18 protein-coding genes and 2 tRNA genes are annotated in these 19,729 nt (G+C 46.1%); 11 read left to right on the top strand and 9 right to left on the bottom strand.

The window, feature by feature from the left end:
• Positions 1-256 precede the first annotated feature (256 nt).
• On the bottom strand, positions 257-1,084 hold the full coding sequence (locus tag PQQ36_RS20945) for a protein-glutamate O-methyltransferase (protein ID WP_011149746.1): 828 nt from the start codon (positions 1,082-1,084) through the stop codon (positions 257-259).
• A 13-nt stretch (positions 1,085-1,097) separates the two neighbouring features.
• Positions 1,098-2,024 (bottom strand): chemotaxis protein CheV, encoded by a 927-nt coding sequence (locus PQQ36_RS20940; RefSeq protein ID WP_011078343.1) that lies wholly within the window; start codon positions 2,022-2,024, stop codon positions 1,098-1,100.
• A 75-nt stretch (positions 2,025-2,099) separates the two neighbouring features.
• Here PQQ36_RS20940 and flgA point away from each other — a divergent pair, with 75 nt between their 5' ends.
• The 3 genes from flgA to PQQ36_RS20925 all read left to right on the top strand — a co-directional run bounded on the left by flgA (position 2,100) and on the right by PQQ36_RS20925 (position 3,765).
• The gene (flgA, locus tag PQQ36_RS20935) at positions 2,100-2,846 is read left to right on the top strand and encodes a flagellar basal body P-ring formation chaperone FlgA (RefSeq protein ID WP_011149745.1); all 747 of its coding nucleotides are present in this window, start codon (positions 2,100-2,102) and stop codon (positions 2,844-2,846) included.
• 146 nt (positions 2,847-2,992) lie between these two features.
• Complete coding sequence (gene flgM / locus PQQ36_RS20930; protein ID WP_011078345.1) at positions 2,993-3,319, top strand: flagellar biosynthesis anti-sigma factor FlgM; 327 nt, start codon at positions 2,993-2,995, stop codon at positions 3,317-3,319.
• A 20-nt stretch (positions 3,320-3,339) separates the two neighbouring features.
• On the top strand, positions 3,340-3,765 hold the full coding sequence (locus PQQ36_RS20925; RefSeq protein WP_011078346.1) for a flagella synthesis protein FlgN: 426 nt from the start codon (positions 3,340-3,342) through the stop codon (positions 3,763-3,765).
• A 196-nt stretch (positions 3,766-3,961) separates the two neighbouring features.
• On the opposite strand, the gene flgP is transcribed toward PQQ36_RS20925, so the two are convergent.
• Together flgP and PQQ36_RS20915 are read right to left on the bottom strand one after the other, a co-directional pair.
• Complete coding sequence (gene flgP, locus PQQ36_RS20920; RefSeq protein ID WP_011149744.1) at positions 3,962-4,393, bottom strand: flagellar assembly lipoprotein FlgP; 432 nt, start codon at positions 4,391-4,393, stop codon at positions 3,962-3,964.
• 8 nt (positions 4,394-4,401) lie between these two features.
• The gene (locus PQQ36_RS20915) at positions 4,402-5,037 is read right to left on the bottom strand and encodes a FlgO family outer membrane protein (RefSeq protein WP_011078348.1); all 636 of its coding nucleotides are present in this window, start codon (positions 5,035-5,037) and stop codon (positions 4,402-4,404) included.
• Positions 5,038-5,209: 172 nt separating this feature from the next.
• Between PQQ36_RS20915 and PQQ36_RS20910 the strand changes: the two genes are divergently transcribed.
• The 3 genes from PQQ36_RS20910 to PQQ36_RS20900 all read left to right on the top strand — a co-directional run bounded on the left by PQQ36_RS20910 (position 5,210) and on the right by PQQ36_RS20900 (position 7,136).
• Positions 5,210-6,343: a flagellar assembly protein FlgT gene (locus tag PQQ36_RS20910; RefSeq protein WP_013572259.1), complete on the top strand. Its 1,134-nt coding sequence runs from the start codon at positions 5,210-5,212 to the stop codon at positions 6,341-6,343.
• 53 nt (positions 6,344-6,396) lie between these two features.
• Positions 6,397-6,473 (top strand) — tRNA-Arg (locus tag PQQ36_RS20905).
• 156 nt (positions 6,474-6,629) lie between these two features.
• Positions 6,630-7,136 carry a hypothetical protein gene (locus tag PQQ36_RS20900; protein WP_011078350.1) on the top strand — a complete coding sequence of 169 codons (507 nt, stop codon included), beginning with the start codon at positions 6,630-6,632 and terminating at the stop codon, positions 7,134-7,136.
• Positions 7,137-7,216: 80 nt separating this feature from the next.
• Here the strand turns inward: PQQ36_RS20900 and gltX are convergent, their stop codons facing one another.
• The 3 genes from gltX to chiP form a co-directional block, all read right to left on the bottom strand.
• The gene (gltX, locus tag PQQ36_RS20895; protein ID WP_011149741.1) at positions 7,217-8,641 is read right to left on the bottom strand and encodes a glutamate--tRNA ligase; all 1,425 of its coding nucleotides are present in this window, start codon (positions 8,639-8,641) and stop codon (positions 7,217-7,219) included.
• A 204-nt stretch (positions 8,642-8,845) separates the two neighbouring features.
• Entirely contained in the window at positions 8,846-9,436 is a 591-nt protein-coding gene (locus tag PQQ36_RS20890) for a YccT family protein (protein ID WP_011149740.1), read from the bottom strand.
• 61 nt (positions 9,437-9,497) lie between these two features.
• Positions 9,498-10,616: a chitoporin gene (chiP, locus tag PQQ36_RS20885; RefSeq protein ID WP_011149739.1), complete on the bottom strand. Its 1,119-nt coding sequence runs from the start codon at positions 10,614-10,616 to the stop codon at positions 9,498-9,500.
• A gap of 479 nt (positions 10,617-11,095) precedes the next feature.
• Between chiP and PQQ36_RS20880 the strand changes: the two genes are divergently transcribed.
• Both PQQ36_RS20880 and PQQ36_RS20875 read left to right on the top strand, forming a co-directional pair.
• Positions 11,096-13,840, top strand: a complete 2,745-nt coding sequence (locus tag PQQ36_RS20880; protein ID WP_013572261.1) for a cation transporter — start codon at positions 11,096-11,098, stop codon at positions 13,838-13,840.
• Between the two features lie 8 nt (positions 13,841-13,848).
• Positions 13,849-14,298, top strand: coding sequence for a DUF411 domain-containing protein (locus PQQ36_RS20875; protein WP_013572262.1), 450 nt, complete (start codon positions 13,849-13,851; stop codon positions 14,296-14,298).
• A gap of 63 nt (positions 14,299-14,361) precedes the next feature.
• Here the strand turns inward: PQQ36_RS20875 and PQQ36_RS20870 are convergent, their stop codons facing one another.
• The gene (locus tag PQQ36_RS20870; RefSeq protein WP_013572263.1) at positions 14,362-17,013 is read right to left on the bottom strand and encodes a beta-N-acetylhexosaminidase; all 2,652 of its coding nucleotides are present in this window, start codon (positions 17,011-17,013) and stop codon (positions 14,362-14,364) included.
• A 413-nt stretch (positions 17,014-17,426) separates the two neighbouring features.
• On the opposite strand from PQQ36_RS20870, the gene PQQ36_RS20865 reads away from it, so the two are divergent.
• Positions 17,427-18,287 carry a TraB/GumN family protein gene (locus PQQ36_RS20865; protein WP_013572264.1) on the top strand — a complete coding sequence of 287 codons (861 nt, stop codon included), beginning with the start codon at positions 17,427-17,429 and terminating at the stop codon, positions 18,285-18,287.
• Between the two features lie 215 nt (positions 18,288-18,502).
• Here PQQ36_RS20865 and PQQ36_RS20860 read toward each other — a convergent pair.
• Positions 18,503-18,579 (bottom strand) — tRNA-Pro (locus PQQ36_RS20860).
• Between the two features lie 256 nt (positions 18,580-18,835).
• On the opposite strand from PQQ36_RS20860, the gene PQQ36_RS20855 reads away from it, so the two are divergent.
• The gene (locus PQQ36_RS20855; RefSeq protein ID WP_011078358.1) at positions 18,836-18,976 is read left to right on the top strand and encodes a DUF3149 domain-containing protein; all 141 of its coding nucleotides are present in this window, start codon (positions 18,836-18,838) and stop codon (positions 18,974-18,976) included.
• A 149-nt stretch (positions 18,977-19,125) separates the two neighbouring features.
• Positions 19,126-19,707 (top strand): DNA endonuclease SmrA, encoded by a 582-nt coding sequence (smrA, locus tag PQQ36_RS20850; protein ID WP_013572265.1) that lies wholly within the window; start codon positions 19,126-19,128, stop codon positions 19,705-19,707.
• Positions 19,708-19,729 lie beyond the last annotated feature (22 nt).

The following is a 19,729-nucleotide window of genomic DNA, read 5'->3' as shown; positions in this document are numbered from 1 at the left end:
ACTAGCAAACTAGCAAACTAGCAAACTAGCAAACTAGCAAACTAGCAAACTAGCAAACTAGCAAACTAGCAAACTAGAAAACTAGAAAACTAGAAAACTAGAAAACTAGAAAACTAGAAAACTAGAAAACTAGCAAACTAGCAAACTAGCAAACTAGCAAACTAGCAAACTAGCAAACTAGCAAACTAGCAAACTAGATATAAAAAAACAGCTCGAGAATGTCGAGCTGTTTGAGTTTTGTCTGTTGCTTTGCAAGTTACTTCAACTTGTAGATGATACCTGGATTACAACGAACCATTTCGAAACGGTCTGTCAATCCGGTTAGAGACTCTGATGCCCCTAACAGTAAGTAACCACCTGGGTTCAAGCTGTTCGCCATCTGATTGAGCACTTTTGATTTCATATCTGGTGAAAAGTAAATCAATACATTTCGGCAGAAAATGATGTCAAATTTACCCAGTAACGCATAGCTATCCATCAAGTTTTGTGGCCTAAAGTTCACCAAACGCTTTACGTTGTCTTTGACTTTCATACGGCCATCGCCTGCGTCTTCAAAAAACGTGCGACGTCGCTCAGGAGAAAGACCACGTCCTAGGGCAAGGTTGTCATACACACCAGCGCGGCACATATCCAACATACTGCTAGAAATGTCTGTCGCGGTGATTGACACGCTAGTCAACATGCCAGGCTTGCGTTGTTGAGTCTCTAGCACCGTCATTGCCATCGAATAAGGTTCTTGACCTGAAGAACTTGCCGCTGACCAAATTTTAATAGGGCGACGGCTTGCCGCTACCTCAGGCAAAAGCTTTTCTGCCAACACGGTAAAAGGATAGGTATCACGAAACCACAAGGTTTCGTTTGTCGTCATTGCATCGACTGCTGCCACTCGAAGTTCGCGATTGCGGCCAGTGACCACATCTCTTAGAAGATCTGAGAGTGAAGCTAGTTTGAATTTGGTGACCAATGGACTGAGACGGCTACGGACCAAATACTGCTTACTGTCACCCAATACGATGCCGCACTGGGACTCTAGAAAACGGCTAAAGTCTCGATACTCTTGGTCACTGATTGTAATAGCAGTCATTAACGTCTCTTTATTAGTTTGTTAGTGCAGTTTTCACTGCATTACCCAATTCGTCTGGATTGAACTTCGCGATAAACGCATTTGCGCCGACTCGTTCAACCATGGCTTGGTTAAAGACACCACTGAGAGAGGAGTGCAGGATCACATACAGATCTTTTAGCTCTGCATGGCGGCGAATTTCCGCCGTTAAAGTATAACCATCCATCTCAGGCATTTCGATATCCGAAATCACAAGAGAAATCTGATCTCTAATCGGGCCATCTGCGGCCATTTCAAGCAGCTTCTCGTAAGCCTCTTTACCATCTTTAACCGCCACGCATTCAAAACCAATATTGGTAATGGCGCGCTCTACCTGTTTACGAGCAACGGTTGAGTCGTCAGCAATCAAGATGCGACGTACGATCGCTTTTTCAGTTTCCACCTTGGCAATTTCTTCACCAATAGAAGAATCCATCGTTTCATCCACTGGCGCGATTTCAGCCAAAATTTTCTCAACGTCGAGAATTTCAACTAACTCATTGTCAATGTTGGTTACTGCGGTTAGGTAGTTCGCTTTACCAGCACCATCTGGTGGTGGCAAGATAGCCTCCCAATGCATATTAATAATACGCTCAACAGAAGTTACCAGGAACGCCTGAATGGAACGGTTGAACTCTGCGATAACCACAAAACATTTATCGATATCTTGAGTTGGACGTCCGCCAATTGCTAGGCTTAGGTCAATCACCGACACGGTATGGCCACGAATATGAGCAACACCTTTTACCAGTGGGTGCAGATTAGGCATTGAAGTAAGCTTAGGGCACTGTAGCACTTCTTTGACTTTAAATACGTTAATACCATAACGTTGTCGGCCCATTAAACGAAAGGTCAGCAACTCAAGTCTATTTTGACCTACGAGTTGCGTCCGCTGATTCACTGAATCAAGAATCCCCGTCATAAGCTCATCTCCATCTCAAACTTTTTGATTAAAAGTGATAATCTAATTACAGCTGCATAACACCAGAGAAACAGAATGGCGTATTCTAATACTTATTTATCTTCATTTACCATCTATAAGTGTAGAGCTTTCTATAAAAGTTACGCTAAGTCTATCGGCATTTTGCTAACTTTGTTTAGTTTTTTTGCACATGGCGCGACAGAAAATCAAATAAAACAGATACAGTTAGCTGCAGAAGAACACATTTTAGCCAATGTGGAGGCCCCACTGGGAGGCCAGTTGACTGTCAGTGCCGCTAATATAGATAGTAGAATAAAAGCGACCGATTGCCCGATTGCTTTGGTAACAAGTTCCAATTCAACCAATAGCACTCGAAGTAATATTAATGTTCTTGTGGAATGTCCACCAGATGAATGGCAGATCTATGTTCCTGTGAGACTGTCGATTGCCGTTTCCCTTGTAACGGCAAATCGCTCCCTTAGCCGGGGAGAAATCATCTCCTTCTCAGATGTGAGTACCAATTTGATAGAGTTGCAACGCTTTCGCAAAGAAGGGTATTCCGACATCAATCAAGTCGTTGGGGCGAAAGTAAAACGCGTTTTGCGTCCTGGCGATGTAGTGGAACGAGGAGACATCTGTGTTGTATGCCGCAATGAAAAAGTGGTGATAAAAGCAACAAAGGATGGGATGACAATCACAACTCAAGGCACCTCATTGCAAGATGGCGCAACAGGGGAACAAGTTCGGGTGAAAAATGACAAGTCTCAGCGTATAATCGAAGGAATTGTGACCGGCATTGCTGAAGTGACTGTTTCGTTTTAACATGTTCCTCATGCTTCCTATCGGGGCTCGTCTAAGTTTTAGGCCCGAATCCTGCTAGAAAGAAAATGGAAATTTTTTCTAAAGTATTGGCTAACGTGGTCGATACTGAGAGTACAAATCCCGTACTGTGTAGGTAAGGTTTATATATGGCAAGTATCGATAACATACGTTCAGGTCAAATCATGACGACAAACAGTCGTGGTCCTGCGCGTGCCGATTCAAATTCGGTATCTGATACCCGTAACGAAGCGAAAAAAAGCAACGTCGGGCAAGATGCAGTCTCTTTGAGTCAACAAAGTCGTGATATCGAGCAGCTTCATCAGGAAATGGCGTCTAAGCCAGCATTCGATGCCGCTAAAGTCGCCGCGATCAAAGAAGCGATCGCAAACGGTTCTTATCGTGTCGATCCTGAAAAGCTTGCAGATAACATGATGAAATTTGAAAACGAACTGGCAGACCGCGTTAAAGCATAAGGTCTAGGTAGGTAGTAGTTATGGCTGCTTTAGTTGATTTAGTAAATTTCCAGTTTGAAAATGCTAAAGCTCTCTCTATTGTGTTAGAAAAGGAAAGCAAGATCATTGCTAGCCGTGTTTCAGCAGATATTGAGAAAATTGCCAAAGAAAAGATGACGCTCATTGGTCGTTTACAACAAACTGACCAGCGAATTGCCTCTCACCCGCATGTCAATCAACTTACCGAAGATACTTACTTAAGAGAAACGGTTGCCAGTATTCAATCTATTATTCTTGATTGCCAACAAATCAACCAAATCAACGGCGAAGCGCTTACGCGCGCTCAATCTAGCTTCAACAAACTCAATAATATGCTGCAACATAGCCACGGAAAAATAGGCATGACCTATAATGCCGGTGGTAAAACGCATACCATTTCTACCCTTGGTACGAATATCAAAGCGTAATCACACCGAATAGCACCTTTTTTGGGTATTAATCCAAACCCAATGCCCCTTTTCTCATGCAATACTAAATCGAATCCTCCTTTTTATCCTTCGATAACATCCATCAAAAAATCACGAACGCTGCGCTAAAAACGAATAAAAGAAAAGCGGCCAACCGTGGCCGCTTGATTCTGATTATCTGGAAAACTGAAAGAGATTAGAAAAGTGTTTGCTGCCTTTTTTCAGGGATCTGCTGAACTTCACCGTAGTCACGCAGCTTATCCATCTTACGGATATCTAAACGCAGTTCAGTTACATAGCTGTCGCCCACAGGGTAACTACGCACCACTTCTGCACCACGGATCACACCATCAACCGCACCGGAAGTATTTTCAACACCCAAACGTTGATCTTCCAAATGCGCTCTGCCACTCACTCGCATACCATAAACCTGCTCGGCAAGTTCACGATACGCATCAATTTTAGAAGCACGCATAGCACGAACGCGTTTTTCTTCATCTGTGCGGCCTGTTTGTTCACTAATACTGGCATACCCCACGGCAACCAGCATATCGTCTTGACGCATCTGTTGCAGCGGTTGGCATCCCACTATAAGGAGCATAACGAAAGCGATAAGATACTTTTTCATAGCTCCCCCTATGGACGCAGGATCACGGTATATGGTTGACGAATGGTCGGATCTGAACGAATGATCACCCCATCTTGAGTGCGAATGCTGTTCAATGTATCCAAGTCGCGGCCAATGCGTTCAGCAGGTAAGAAGCCTTGAGCTGAAGCCACTACCACTCGAGTTTGCATCCCCACAACGCGAGCGTTGACTAACACGCCGCCTTCTTGTCGTAGCATGGTCCCTGTTAGTACATATTGGATTTCTTGTTCTTGTGCGAGATCTTTCCAATCACGGCTCAAAGCAAAATCGCCTTGTTGCGTCACTTGAATTGATCCCGTGGTTTTGAAATCCACGACTTTGAAGCCACGACGCTGAAGTTGGTAAATAAAGCCTTCAGACACGGAATTTCCAAGCCAGTTGGTTGAATCCATGTTCTGCAAATCAACAAACGAGGTGACGGCAATCGGCGTGCGAGCAGACACACTGGTATTTGACAGAATCAGATCTTCCGTCAGGCTCTCGACAAAGAAGTCCATAGTATGACGCGGGCTTTCCATCAGCATAAATTGGCTGCCCGAGTACGGTTCTTTACCGTTGTAAATCGGCGAGTAGGCGCATGAACTCAAAGCCATGACGGACGCTACAACAATCCATTTTTTCATGGGGTTAATCTCCAGATAATCTCAGATGTCCATTAAGACTGCTTTTGTTTTCCGACTGGTTTACAATCTTGGAACAGTCTTTGCTTTTGTATCTCTGCAACAAGTTAAAAGCGACATCCATATACAGCTGATAAATGCAAAGCAATATCTATACCCACTTGGGAAATCCACAATGAAAAAAATCACTTTTGGCCTATTTTCAACAATTTGGATGACACTCATTTCTCTGAATGCTCATGCCGCATGGTATGAAGCGACGGGAGTTGCCACCATTGTTTCATCTGAAGAAGTGGCAAGAGTTCACGCCTTAGAGGACGCGTTATATAAAGCCGTCAACTTTTCTGGGGCAGATATCGGCAGCCTCAGTAATCTTCGCCCATTTCTTGAAGAGAGCCGCACAGAGTATCAATTCACTAACCACGAAGTCCGCTACATCCTAGTTCAGTCTCAACGTTCCAAAGGGAATAAGGTCGAAGTACGTGCCAGAATTGATATTTATCCATCGGCAACAGGTTGCCACGTTAGCCAATATAAAAAGACCATTTTGGTTGGCAATATCGATGTTGCCTCCCCCCAACAAGCGGTGATGGGGCAAATCTACAAAGTGGGGGATGATTTCAGCCACGTCATTAACCGACAGTTTGATCAGGAATCAAGAAGTTTTGTTTCGGTCGGCACCACTGATTACGATATTGATCGACGCAACCCCGAGCGTATCAAGATGATTGCCCAAGACACAGGTGCTCAATACATCATCGGTGGTGTCATCACCGACTTAACCGCGACGATCGAATCGAAATTACTGGTGGATGACGTGATCAATCGCCAGTTTGCCCTCGAAATGCAGGTGTACGATGGCAAAACGGGTAATGAAGTGTATTCAAGAAGCTACCGTGAAGTGGCGAAGTGGCCGTTTGCAAAAACCAGCCAAATTGACACTCGCAGTGCGCGCTTCTGGGCTTCAACCTATGGTGAGATGATGCTGCGAGTCAGCCGTAACATCATGTTAGATATGGAATCGGAAGTGTCGTGCAAGATCACCTTGCCAGAAGTTGTGGCTGTTTTTGGCAATACCGTCACGATGGATCTCGGCCGAGTTCATGGTGTGCGCGAAGGCGACAGGTTGCAACTTTGGCACACGGCTTCGTTTATTGATCAGTATGGCTTGCCACGCAATAAAGTATCTCAAAGCGAAATTACCTTAACGGTTTCTCGAGTTTATGAAAACGAAGCCGAGTTGACGGTGGATCAACCGAACTTAGCCTCCAGTATCCAGATTGGCGACGTAATGCACAAACCGCTTTAATATCAAAAGTTAAGGCTTAACATTTGTGTCTATTTCCGTAAGATAATAAGCCTGCTCCCATGGCACAGCTGGATAGCGCGGCCCCCTCCTAAGGGGCAGGTCACAGGTTCAAATCCTGTTGGGAGCGCCATCTTACTCAAGCCAAGCGTCAACGACGCTTGGCTTTTTTTCGTCCAGTACTTTCCTATTGTTCAGAAAAAAATGGGCAACTTTTCATTTTGCTACTTTAATTATTACTAATATTTTCTTACTCTAACCCATATTAATAAAATTATTAGTTACTGTTATGACTAAGAGCAATCTGATAACTAACACTGGGCATCGTTTTATTTCAAAAGGCAAAACTGCCTTTAAAATTCATATCCATACACCTGACGATAAAGTGCTGCATCGTTCGATTGGATTTGTAAAACTTGGGGAAAAGAAAGCGCTACAAAAAGCGATTAAAATGCGTAATGAACTAGGGAGAGAGATGTGGGGGAAATTCTGGCGACGCCTAATGAAAGATCCGTACTTAATGACTCGTCTGCCTCATAGTTTAGAACCAAAGATCGTACACAAACCCAACCCTACTCTGGCGGATCCTAACAACCGAGATACCTGCTACATTGCCAAATGGCGTGTGATGAATGACAAAGGCGAATACAAATACAAAACCGTCGTTCGTTCCATCAGCAAATACGGCAAACTTGCCGCCTACTCACAGACCAAAAAAGCGCTATTGGAAGCGCACAAAGAGAATTTAGAGATCCTCACCTTTATGGGCCGATTGAACAGCATCGGTCTCAAATAACGCGTGCTCTTTTTCGCACTCAAGCAAAGCCAAAAAAAACCGCAGCACTGAGCTGCGGTTTTGTGATTCTCGCTGGCCAATTATGCGTTTGCTTCACGCTCTGCAATAAACGCCAACGCCATCTTAATACGCGCAACAACACGCTCTTTACCGATGAGCTGCATCACCGCATCCACAGAAGGAGACTGACCGCCACCAGTAACAGCAACACGCAGAGGCATACCGATTTTGCCCATACCGATTTCAAGATCAGTACATACATCGGCAATCACTTGGTGTAGGTTTTCTGTTGTCCACTCAGTAAGGGCTTCCACTTTAGCCAGTGCGACTTCTAGCGGCTGCTTCGCCACACCACGTAAGTGTTTTTTCGCTGCATCTGCATCAAATGCGTCAAAATCTTGGTAGAAGTAACCAATTTGATCGGCCAACTCAACCAACGTATTGCAACGCTCACCAACCAGTTTGATCACGTCAGTGATGGCTGGACCATTTTCTGTCTTGATGTCCTTTTGATCCAAGTGCCATTGCAGGTGTTCTGCCACATACTTAGGATCCGATGTTTTGATGTAGTGGTTATTCAACCAAAGCAGCTTATCGGTATTAAACGCAGACGCTGACTTTGAGATAGCATTCAAGCTAAATAGGTTGATCATCTCTTCTTGAGAGAAAATTTCTTGGTCGCCGTGAGACCAACCAAGGCGCACGAGGTAGTTGTTCAATGCCACTGGCAAGTAACCCATATCGCGGTATTGCATCACTGATACCGCACCATGACGCTTAGACAGTTTCGCACCGTCATCACCTAGAATCATGGCACAATGCGCAAACGTAGGGACTGGCGCGCCTAATGCTTCATAGATGTTGATTTGACGAGGCGTGTTGTTGATATGGTCTTCGCCACGAATAACGTGCGTAATGCCCATATCCCAGTCGTCAACCACCACACAGAAGTTGTAGGTTGGTGAGCCGTCAGTGCGACGGATGATGAGATCATCCATTTGGCTGTTGCTGATTTCGATACGACCACGGATTTGATCTTCGAATACCACGCTACCCTCTTTCGGGTTACGGAAACGAATCACGCATGGATCGCCATCTTTTGCCGCTTCATTTGCCGCTTTGATTTTTGGATGCTCAGCGTCGTAGCGAGGCATTTCTTTGTTAGCTTCTTGCTCTGCACGAACTTCATCAAGCAGCTCTTTTGATGCGTAACATTTGTACGCTTTGTCTTCCGCAAGCAGCTTGTCAACCATCTCGTTGTAACGGTCAAAACGCTGAGTTTGGAAATAAGGACCTTCGTTCCATTCCAAACCTAGCCACTGCATACCTTCAAGAATGGCATCTACCGCTTCCTGAGAATTGCGTTCTAAGTCAGTATCTTCGATACGTAGAACGAACTCACCACCTTGGCTTTTCGCGTATAACCAAGAGTAAAGTGCTGTACGAGCACCACCAACGTGTAGGTAGCCAGTTGGGCTAGGAGCAAAACGAGTTTTAACCGTCATCAGAATTCCTTAGGGATAAAATACAGCCTCTATTTCAAGCACTGCGAGTTCAAGGACAAAAGTGGCGACATTTTACCATCATCGAACGAATCTACAACCAGAGAAAATCGCGCAGGCTATCCCAAAAACACATACCCTCAATGCGTTTATCACATTGAGGGTGGAATTCGATTTTTCGCTTGTTAAACGAAGGAAAGACGAAAACTATTTTAAGTTTTGCATTGCCCATTGCATAAAGGCTTGCTGCTCTTGTCGAGTCATTTCTTTAAATGCAGTTTTAAGATCCATTGCTTTTGGATCGTGATTAACGAGTGGTGCGCTGTCCGCCTTTTGTGCTTTCTGCGCGTTGTAATCTGCGACTTCTCGTTCGTAATCACGAAACCCTTGCAGGCCACCTTTATAGAGCTGAACCATGGTAAATGCGACCGGATTTCCTTGAGCATCCGTCAAATGCACCGTTGGGTTGTTTTCAAATTTTTTCGCGTCGTCAATCGTACGGAACTTGCCATACTCTAGTGTCAGCGCTTGTTCTGGCTTGGCGACAAACTCAAGCAATAATGGTTGTGAATCAAATTTGCGGCGTTTACCATCTTCAAAAACAATTTGTCCAATCGTCACCGCAATCTGATTGTGGCCCGGTTTTAATTCGATGCGATTGCCATTATGCACTTCTTGAAGCGTCACGCCTTCACCATTGACGATTTGTGGCGTAATTTCCTTCTGCAGCGTCAGGTTGGCAGCGAACAGTGAGCTGCTAAATAGTGCTAGCGCACTCAGAATCATCATTTTTTTCATATTTCAGTTCCACTTATCAACGAAGAAAGGGCGTTGCCGCCCTTTCTTGATTTCTAACGAGTTAGAAGTAGTATTCAACACCCACTGAGAATTCAGTGTAATCTGCTGACTTCCAGCGAGCGCCTGAACCATCAAGTGCTTCTGCGCCGTCACCAAAGTCTAGAGTACGAGCACGAGCGTACAGTACTGCAGATGGGTCAACAAAGTACATAACTTGTGCAGAAATTACGTTGTCATCTGTGTTGTTGATTGTTTTGCCGTTACGCTCTAGCTCAAAGTTAGCCGCGTAGCCCAATTTGTACTGCCAGTCACCCGTGGTGTACATCAAGCCTGCAGTCATTGCATTTTGCTTCTCGTCAACACCGTTGTTAGCACTTGCTTCCATCATCTTGTATTGAGCGAAGAAAGAAATGCCGTTTTCAAACCAACCTTGAACGCCCACTAGGTAAGTATCGTTGTCCCAAGTTTGACCTTCAGCAACAATATTGCGGTTACCTTCGTACGCCGCGTCTAATTGGATTGGACCAATTTTGTAGTGTGCCGCTAAGCCAGCCCAGAAATCGTCGCCTTCACCAAGGCCAGCCTTGTCACCAGCGCCAGCTGCCACATCTAGAGAGAATGCTTCGCCGTACATTGGAGAGTCCCAACGGATGGTGTTAGATTGGCGATCTTGGTACTTAGCACCACCGATAGCGCCACCCCAGTCGTATACATCACCTAGACCTGGGTTCGATCCTGGCCAGTCAACCACTTCGTAAAGCGGAGTCAATACGCGACCAACACGGACTTGGCCCATTGATTCACTTTCAAAACCAACGAATGTATCACGTTCACCAAGGCCAGCACCTTCACCGCCGAAGCTTGGGTCTACATAGCCACCTTCAATTTGCCAAATGAACGTTGGCCCGAAGTTAGCAAAGTTCTTCTTACCGCGGAAACCAATGCGCGATTCGTTGTTGAACTGCATGCCACCTAGGTTGTCATCTGTTTTTGCGTCACCAGAATCGTAATCGCGGTAAGCGGCCTGCATCGCAATTACACCGTATACTTCGTATGCAAAAGAGTCTTTAGTTAAATAGTTTTTTGCTGCATCGCTGTTCGCACCTTCTGCAAATGCTGCACCACTGAACATTAGGCCAGTCACTGCTGTTGCTAATAAGCTTTTCTTTAGGTAAGACATGTTTAACCCCTATATCTTTTTAGTTTTCCTTGGCTTGCTTACTTCCCTAGGACATAGAACCAAGCTCACCAGTCATGTTTGGACGGGGCAAATATCTCAGACTTTTTTTTCTTTAAAAAATGGCGACACCAACAACCTGAGCCACTTCAAAATCAACCAATAAAAATTAATATAAAAACATTAAAAACAAACACTTAACTTCAAACAAAAAATATAAAAAACGTCAAATTTAGTTTTTTATTGCGACGTGGCGGCAAATATGTTGCCGTATCGTGAAGCGACTCACGCAACTTTTATCTCAATTGACGGAACTTTATATTTCCAAAGAAAAAAGATTGAAGTGCCTCGCAAGGAAATAAGGCGAAATATCGGTACGGCAAAGCCATTTTGACGTAATTGATTGCACGAACCAATGCTTGACCTTCCCCCGGCGGTAAGGTTTATCTTTATTGCCACATTATTTCGTGGGAGATAAAAAGATGAACCAATTTACCCTTGCGCTCTCTGGCCTCAACTGCATGGGTTGCGCTCGTAAGGTCAAGAAAGCACTGCATGCCGAGCACAGTGTCACGATTCAAACGCTTTCTCCCAACGAAATCAGCTTACAAACCCCGTCCACTCTGGTCGAGATTGCTGAGACGATAGAAAAGCTTGGTTATCATGCAGGTCATAATTATCACTTCCAGCTTCAAGGGCTTAACTGTGGTCGCTGCGTCAATAAAGTGAACGCCTTACTCAGTGAGCACAGCGAGGTGATTCGCTTCACCGTGAGTAAAACAGAACTTGCTATCACCACCAGCTTGAGTGAACAAGCGGTCATTGAGCTTATTGCTTCTATTGGCTACCAAGCCCTACCTGGGGATGCCGCAACAACAGAGGTAGCGCAAGCGAGCGCAGTGACTTCTTTACCATTGCCGCAAAGTGAACCCCCACTCGACGCTGACTCCTCTCTCTTATCCACAGAGGCGATCACCTCACCGGAACTTCAGGAAAGCATACCGTTACTGATTCAAGGCATGACCTGTGCAAGTTGCGTTTCGTCGGTCGAAAAAGCGCTGCTTTCTGTCGAAGGAATTGACAAAGCGCAAGTCAATCTTGCAGAGCAAAGCGCACTCGTGTTTACACGCTCAAGCAGAGCGGACTTAACGGACGCATTGCTTGCCGCCGTCAAACAATCGGGTTATCAGGCGGAAGTGGTGCTCGACGCTGAACTGACACAACAAAAGCAAAGTGAACAAATGATGCAAGCGCAGCGAAAACACAAAGTCAGCGCTTTCGCAGGAATAGCCCTTGGTGCTCCACTGATGTTGTGGGGGGTATTAGGTGGCAGCATGAGTATCGCAAACACTCAAGATCAGATCGCATGGGGAATTGTCGGCTTAGTCTGCCTATTGTTGCTTGCTACCGCGGGAAGAAGCTTCTTTACTAATGCGTGGCAAGCATTGACGCACAAACGCGCCACTATGGATACGCTAGTTGCCTTAGGGACTGGAGCAGCTTGGCTCTACTCGATGTTGGTGGTTTTATTTCCGAGTTGGTTTCCGCAAGCCTCACGTCACGTTTATTTTGAAGCCAGCGCGATGATTGTCGGCTTGATTTCACTAGGACACTATATCGAAGCGAAAGCCAAAGCGCGTACAACCCAATCGCTGCAATCGCTGATCAACCTTCAGCCTCAAACCGCAAGTTTGATCACCGACCAAGGCGAGCAAACCATCGCCGTTAAACAGATTCAAGTGGGGATGAAACTGCGCATCAAGCCGGGAGAAAAAATCCCCGTTGATGGTTTGGTGATTTCTGGCGAGTCGTATCTCGACGAATCCATGCTCACAGGTGAACCCGTTCCGGTTTTCAAACAAGCGCAAGACAACGTTTCTGCTGGCACGCTAAATAATGACGGCAGCTTAATTATTCAAGCAACTGGGATCGGTGCTGATACCATGCTGGCTCGTATTATCCGTATGGTGCGTCAGGCGCAAAGCAGTAAGCCCGCTATCGCCAAACTGGCGGATCAGATTTCATCGGTCTTCGTGCCTGTTGTCGTGGCCATTGCCCTTTTCTCTGCGGCAATTTGGTTTTTCGTTGGCCCTGAGCCAAAAGCCAGTTACATGTTAGTGGTCACCACCACCGTACTGATCATCGCGTGCCCCTGCGCACTCGGCCTTGCAACCCCATTGTCGGTGACGGTGGGGGTTGGCAAAGCAGCCGAAATGGGCATTTTGATCCGAGATGCGGATGTGCTGCAATCGGCCAGCAAAATCGACACCGTGGTATTCGACAAAACCGGCACCTTGACCCAAGGGGCACCCAAAGTCCAAGCGCTCTATACCTTTGACTACGATCAGCAGCATTTACGTTCACTACTGTTGAGTGCCGAACAGCAATCAGAGCATCCACTCGCCAAAGCGATTGTGGCAGATGCCCAGCAACACAAAGCACCTGCGCTTGAAGTGAGCCAGTTTGAAAATATGCGAGGCAAAGGGGTTCGCGCCGTCATGGCGGGGGATGAACTATTGGTGGTGTCATTAAATCACTTACAAGCACAGCAATTTGATTTGAGCGTCGCCACTGAGGCGATTGACGAATGTGCGCAAAACGCGTGGACGCCAGTCGCTGCCGTGCTTAACCAGCGTTTAATCGGCATGATCGCCATTTCAGACCCAATCAAGAGCGATTCTAAACAAGCTATCCAAGCCTTGAAGAGAGAAGGCATCCACACCGTAATGCTGACGGGTGACAACCAAAGCGTGGCCAACGCCATTGCTCAAGAGTTGGGTATCGATGAAGTCATCGCGCAAGTGCTGCCCGATGAGAAAGCGAGCCATATTGAACGCCTTCAATCGCAAGGTCGCAAAGTCGCCATGGTCGGTGACGGCATTAATGACGCGCCAGCGTTAGCCTTGGCCGATATTGGCATTGCAATGGGCAGCGGCAGTGATGTAGCGATTGAAAGCGCACAGATGACGCTGCTCAACTCATCACCACTTGCCGTTCTCAACGCCATTGAACTGTCCAAAGCGACAGTGAAAAACATGAAGCAAAATCTCTTTGGTGCCTTTATTTACAACTCTTTGGGTATTCCGGTGGCAGCTGGCGTACTGTATCCTGTATCCGGTTTTCTTTTGAGTCCTGTGGTGGCTGGTGCAGCCATGGCACTCTCTTCCATTACCGTGGTCAGCAACGCCAATCGACTACGCTTATTTAAAACGACAACACGCTCTTAGGGGTCACTATGAAACTTAAAACACTTACTCTTATGCTGCTGACAGGTCTGTCAGCAAACGTTTTGGCAGCGGATGTCATCAACCATAAATCGCCTTACTGTGGATGCTGTGGCGAGTGGACCAAACACATGGAAGAGAATGGTTTCACCGTTAAAGAAGAGCTTCATGAAGACATGAACACCGTCAAACAGAGACTCGGTTTGAAAAACGATCAGCTTTACTCTTGTCACACGGCAGAAATCAATGGCTTCGTTTTTGAAGGGCATATTCCTGCAGAAGACATCAAAGCGTTCTTAGAAAACCCACCACGCAATGCGAAAGGTCTTGCGGTTCCGGGCATGCCAATGGGCTCTCCGGGCATGGAATATGGCGACAAAAAAGACAGCTACTCTGTGTATGCCTTTAACGAACAAGGCCAAGTGTTTGAGTATCGCCGCCATGAAGGCAATCAAAAATAGCGATTGAACGATAAAGAGAAAAACCCAGCTGAGCTGGGTTTTTCTTTCTTTACGCGCTAAGCATTACTTCACGCTTGTTACTCGGCTTGCTTTCTCGCCTGTCGCAGACACAGAACGGATAAAGACTTCACCTTCTACGGTTGGACGAGCATCATCCGCGTACGTCAGCCAGTTTTTGCCGTCTAGCGAGTATTGAAGCGTGACGCCAGGGAACTGAACGTTCATAGCTAGCTTACCCTCTTCGACTTTCGCACCCGGTACAGGTAGGCGGTAGTCGATGCCTGATTTTTCCAGTTTCGCCAGTTCACGTTGACCAAGTACGTTGGCAAAGCGGTTGTAGTCTTGGTTTAGTGCTGCTTTGTCTACTAGGTTAGAGTTTTGCGAGTATTCAACGCCCACTTTGTAGTCGTTTTCCCAATCCGCGCGGTGCCATGCACGCTCAGCGGCGGCGAGTACGCGAGGGAATACCATGTACTCGTATTGCTCGTCGTTACGTACTGTCTCAGACCAAAGCTGTGCTGATAGGCCGTAGAAAGGTTTCGCTTCGACTTCACCTTTGCCCGTAAAGCCATTGCCATCACGGTCTAGAGAGGTTTCAGCGTTTTGCGGCATGTTCTCTGGCGCAAAGCCAAACATCTTACGCGTATCCGTTGCACGTGTTGCCCAGTAGTAACCACGCTCTTTCGGGTCCACTTCGTATGGCATGTCCATGTAAACGTAGTCTGGGTTAGACACGATCACGTCGTAACCTTTCTTAGACCACTCGTACACTGAAGATGTACCGCCCCAGTACAGAACGTCCCAGAAGTTTACGCGAGTATTTTCTGTTGCGAACGCGTTCTCACCTTCGCTGTACTTCAAGCCATCTTGCCACGCTTGGAAGTTTGGAATGCCCTTCTCGGCCACAATCTTCGACACTTGCTCTGCAAAGTGGCTAGGCAGATGACCGAAGTCACTGACTGTGCCATCGGTAATGAGCGTCTGACATTGTGGCGACTGGGCAAATGGCTTGTCTTGCTTAGACAGGTCAATCGTGCCTTTCCAGCTTACTTTGTCTTGCGCGTTAACATCTTGGAAACCCGCGCCTAGCTTGATGTTCTTCGCTTCGTCACCACCGAAGTGCCATGTTGTTAGCGGTGCGCCTGCTTCTGCGTGCATTGCTGCCACTTCTGAAATCACTTTATCAACAAAGCGCGTTGACGATTCCATACATGGGTTGATAAAGCTTTGCTTATCGTAGAACTGAACCGTCGTCACGTTCGATGTATCTTGAGGATCCATCAGGCGGAATTCGTTCGCTTGTGCTTCTTTTCCTTCGGCCATAAGACGATCGTAACGTGCCTCCATCGATACAACTGCGGCACGAGCGTGGGCTGGCATGTCGATTTCTGGAATCACTTCGATGTTACGTGCTTTCGCGTACTTCAGGATTTCCACGTAGTCTGCTTTGCTGAAGTAGCCAGAACCAAAGTTGTCTGACGTTGGACCCGAGCCAAGCTGAGGCAGTAAACAGCTTTTCTCTTCAACGTCGAAACAACGATTAGCACCCACTTCTGTCAACTCAGGCAGACCAGGGATTTCCAAACGCCAACCTTCATCATCCGTTAGATGAAGATGAAGTTTGTTCATCTTATACGCCGCCATTTGGTCTAGCGTCGCAAGAATGGCGTCTTTAGAGTGGAAGTTACGAGCCACATCCACCATTACGCCACGGTAATCAAAACGAGGCGCATCTTTGATCGACAGTTGTGGTAGAGAATTAGCATGTTGGCTGTCTATCAGGCCAAAGATAGATTGCACTGCGTAGAAAGCGCCTGCTTGGTCAAACGCTTTAATCGCAATACCGTCGCCTTGGATGCTCATCTCGTAAGCACCCGATTTTGCTAACTCACCAGTGAAGTCCGCTGGAACAACCGTGATGCTAACCGGAACATCACCGCGAACATTCACACCAACCACTTCTGCACGTTCTTGAATTGCTGCAAATTGAGCTGCATCGAATGCGTCTTTAGGCAGCGCAATACCCGCCGCGATATCAATAGTGCCCTTGCCTGCTTCCACAAACAGTGGCGTCGGTAGCAGCGTAGTTGATACATCTTGTTTTGCTAGGTCTTCGTTCTTCTCGAAGCGAGACACAGCACTCGCAAAGACGTTGTTGTCATCTGGCGTACGTTTTAGGTTGTTACCTTCAAGACCAGCCACGAAAGATGCCACATCTTCCGTGTTTAGAGAGGCAATCATCTTTGGCTCTGCGTTTGGCGCAGTGACGAAAGCACCTGGCATGAAATCGGTTTCAAACAACGTCCAGTATTCACCAATCAGAGGCAGTACGACTTCTTCACCTGCGGCAAAACCATCAAATTTATCCGTCGGTTCTAATTTGTGTAGGTCACCTGTTACACGAGAGATTTTAAATTGGTCATTTTCCACATCTAAAATCAGACGGATGCTGTGAAAGTAAATGGCCCAATCTTTGGCATTGACGGCATCACCTTGATTCACCAGCGTCATATTCACTCGGTTACAAGAAGCCCACTCGGCCCCCATATCACCACAGGCTAGCCCCTCGTTCGCACCGTGATTTGTCATAACTTGGTATTGAATATCCAAATTATCCGCTAATGAATTGACGACACGTTGCTCATCACTTTGTAATGTAGAGCAACCCGCTAAAGAAGCGATAACCGACGCAGCAATTAAAGTTTGTTTCAACATCTTACTTACCCTAAAACTTAGAAAACCAATCCAGCCAAAACGGCTGTTACTTACCAATGCACTCAACATACAGCGAGTTTTTTCTAAGCGTGAAATTAATAAGCAGGAGAAGTGATCTACTTCAAACTGCGATCGAAAATGGAAAATATAAAAACTTAAATTTCAATAAGTTAAAAGAGACGTTAAATTCGTAATTTCATTTTTGACGACTTTTTATCAAACACAGATCACAAAAACACCGACACAATGGACACTATTGAAAGAAATTTCCCACAATAGCGACGTGCTTTAAAATTTAAATCATCAGAATTTGACGTTGAAATTGAGTATTTGATCGCACTTTTAGCTCCGTTAACGCTCGTCATTTTTATCAAATCAACAAATTTGCCGGAACATTTTTCAGGAAGTAAAACATGCTCAAGCTCGTTACCCTTATTATTGCGATTGCCACTCTCGTTCCCACGGCACTTGCCGAACCATTAGTGTGGAAAGCCACCAAAGGTAAAACGGAATTCAGGATATTAGGCTCGATTCATGTAGGAAGCGATGCACTGTACCCGCTACCCAATGAGATAGAAAACGCCATCGCTAACAGCCAAGCTCTCATTGTGGAAGCCGATTTATCGCAATTGAATCAAGTGACTTATCCACCTCAACGCTATGTCAGCCAGCAAGTCCTCACCGATGAACAGAAACAGCAGCTGCAACAAATCGCCAATGAGCTCGGCTTGCCCTATCAACAATTGATGCTTGCTCCGCCGTGGGCAAGTGCCTTAACTATCCAAATGGCTCAAGTTCAAAAACTGGGGTACCACTCAGAACTTGGCGTGGATAGCTATCTCATTCAAAAAGCGCATCAACATGGTGTCCCTCTTCATCCGTTGGAAAGTGCGCAATTTCAAATCGATCTACTCACCAAAACACCTCAAGATGGCAAAGAATTGCTGACTAGTGCGCTGTCAGAGTTTAGTGAAAGTGAGCAGTTACTCTCTTGTTTGGTTGAGAGCTGGCAAAAAGGCGACAAACAAAAATTGGTGGAGTTCGCTAACCTGTCAGAGATCTCCCCTGAGTTGGAAAAAGCCATGCTGACGGATAGAAATCACGATTGGGTGCAAAAGCTCTCTCAACTTGCTCAAGAGGAGCCCGGTCATTATGCGGTGGTGGTCGGTGCGTTGCATCTGGTAGGCAAAGAGAATCTCATTGCGCTACTCGAGCAATCCGGTTTTAAAGCCGAGCAACTGACCCAAAGCCAGCCAGCGCAATGTCAGTTCTAATTTTGGCTGTCTCATACAAGGTTCGACATCAGCAAACAAACTTTGCCTCACCCCAAAACGATGAAAGCCTGCTATAAAAGCAGGCTTTCTAAAAGTAGTCGGTGAAGAGCCATATTCTAACGTCAGGCGAACCCCACGAGGTTCGACATCAGCAAACAAACTTTGCCTCACCCAAAAACGACGAAAGCCTGCGATAAATGCAGGCTTTCTAAAAGTGGTCGGTGAAGAGGGATTCGAACCCCCGACCCTCTGGTCCCAAACCAGATGCGCTACCAAGCTGCGCTATTCACCGAGATGTTTCACAGAAGCTTTGTTCCGTCAACGGATGCGTATATTACGGATTCTGGCTGACGACGCAAGAGCTAAGCGCAGTTTTTTTGTAATAATTTATCCGTTTGCTTATTCCGCCACCAGTAGCACATAAAATGTGAGCAGAAACACACCAATAAAAACATGTCGTTAACTTATGCAACACAATTGATCCAGATCAGTGTGCAAAATAGCACCAGCTTTTAACTTTACCCTGTCTTCACACTTTGGAGGAAACCATGGACTTTTGGCTCGATTTGCTATTCGGTAATGCGGTAGGACTTTCTTCAATGATTGTCATATTTGGTGCACTAGGTCTAATGCTGTTTTACGGCGGTTTCATCGTTTACAAGGTCATGAATGACAAATCTCCTCACTAGATATCGCCAAGCTCTATAATCTTTTATAGAAACGCTTTGCACCGGAATGGGTTTTCTGCCTGTTCCGGTTTTTTATTCTCTGGATTGATCGTTTTCCTCCAACCGTTGGTATACTCCTGCAACCATTAATCAAGCTTTGAGATGCCGTTATGTCTCACGACGATGATTTCGAACTTTTCCAACAAATGATGGGGGATGTAAAGCCCATCACTCATGACACTGCTGAGCACAAGAAAAAACACCAAGTCAGTGAATCACAATTGGCGCGGCGCGAAGCGGCGATTTGGCTCACCGAGGATAATCCGGAACACCTCAGTCTTGATCACGCTGAAATGCTCAAGCCAGATGACATGGTTGAGTTTAAAAGAGATGGCGTACAAGATGGTGTCTATCGTAAATTGCGTTTAGGCAAGTACCCCATCCAAGCTAGGCTAGACCTGCATAAGAAATCGCTCAAAGAAGCACGAGATGAACTTGTACGCTTCCTCAAACAATGCATGAAAATGGACATTCGCACCGTCGTGATCGCTCATGGTCGAGGCGAGCTATCCGCTCCCCCCGCCAAGATGAAGAGTTTTGTCACGACATGGTTAATGCAGATTAAAGAAGTGCAATGTTGCCACAGTGCGCAGCGTTTTCATGGCGGAACTGGCGCTCTCTACGTTTTGTTGCAGAAAAGTGCCGACAAAAAACTCGAGAATCGAGAACGTCATCAAAAACGCTTAGGCTAACATTTATTCAGTGCTAGAATGC

Source organism: Vibrio sp. CCUG 15886 (genome assembly GCF_028570825.1).
GTDB classification, from domain to species: Bacteria; Pseudomonadota; Gammaproteobacteria; order Enterobacterales; family Vibrionaceae; genus Vibrio; species Vibrio vulnificus_B.
Note: the sequence above shows the minus strand (reverse complement) of the source record. Positions and strands in the feature narration are given on the sequence as shown.

What these genes read in the sequence shown, in the direction of transcription:
- PQQ36_RS20940 (WP_011078343.1), bottom strand. Translation starts at nt 2,024, where the DNA reads ATGACGGGGATTCTTGATTCAGTGAATCAGCGGACGCAACTCGTAGGT.
- PQQ36_RS20880 (WP_013572261.1), top strand. Translation starts at nt 11,096, where the DNA reads ATGAACCAATTTACCCTTGCGCTCTCTGGCCTCAACTGCATGGGTTGC.
- PQQ36_RS20945 (WP_011149746.1), bottom strand. Translation starts at nt 1,084, where the DNA reads ATGACTGCTATTACAATCAGTGACCAAGAGTATCGAGACTTTAGCCGT.
- PQQ36_RS20875 (WP_013572262.1), top strand. Translation starts at nt 13,849, where the DNA reads ATGAAACTTAAAACACTTACTCTTATGCTGCTGACAGGTCTGTCAGCA.
- PQQ36_RS20870 (WP_013572263.1), bottom strand. Translation starts at nt 17,013, where the DNA reads ATGTTGAAACAAACTTTAATTGCTGCGTCGGTTATCGCTTCTTTAGCG.
- PQQ36_RS20855 (WP_011078358.1), top strand. Translation starts at nt 18,836, where the DNA reads ATGGACTTTTGGCTCGATTTGCTATTCGGTAATGCGGTAGGACTTTCT.
- PQQ36_RS20925 (WP_011078346.1), top strand. Translation starts at nt 3,340, where the DNA reads ATGGCTGCTTTAGTTGATTTAGTAAATTTCCAGTTTGAAAATGCTAAA.
- flgA (WP_011149745.1), top strand. Translation starts at nt 2,100, where the DNA reads ATGGCGTATTCTAATACTTATTTATCTTCATTTACCATCTATAAGTGT.
- gltX (WP_011149741.1), bottom strand. Translation starts at nt 8,641, where the DNA reads ATGACGGTTAAAACTCGTTTTGCTCCTAGCCCAACTGGCTACCTACAC.
- chiP (WP_011149739.1), bottom strand. Translation starts at nt 10,616, where the DNA reads ATGTCTTACCTAAAGAAAAGCTTATTAGCAACAGCAGTGACTGGCCTA.
- PQQ36_RS20865 (WP_013572264.1), top strand. Translation starts at nt 17,427, where the DNA reads ATGCTCAAGCTCGTTACCCTTATTATTGCGATTGCCACTCTCGTTCCC.
- flgM (WP_011078345.1), top strand. Translation starts at nt 2,993, where the DNA reads ATGGCAAGTATCGATAACATACGTTCAGGTCAAATCATGACGACAAAC.
- flgP (WP_011149744.1), bottom strand. Translation starts at nt 4,393, where the DNA reads ATGAAAAAGTATCTTATCGCTTTCGTTATGCTCCTTATAGTGGGATGC.
- smrA (WP_013572265.1), top strand. Translation starts at nt 19,126, where the DNA reads ATGTCTCACGACGATGATTTCGAACTTTTCCAACAAATGATGGGGGAT.
- PQQ36_RS20910 (WP_013572259.1), top strand. Translation starts at nt 5,210, where the DNA reads ATGAAAAAAATCACTTTTGGCCTATTTTCAACAATTTGGATGACACTC.
- PQQ36_RS20915 (WP_011078348.1), bottom strand. Translation starts at nt 5,037, where the DNA reads ATGAAAAAATGGATTGTTGTAGCGTCCGTCATGGCTTTGAGTTCATGC.
- PQQ36_RS20900 (WP_011078350.1), top strand. Translation starts at nt 6,630, where the DNA reads ATGACTAAGAGCAATCTGATAACTAACACTGGGCATCGTTTTATTTCA.
- PQQ36_RS20890 (WP_011149740.1), bottom strand. Translation starts at nt 9,436, where the DNA reads ATGAAAAAAATGATGATTCTGAGTGCGCTAGCACTATTTAGCAGCTCA.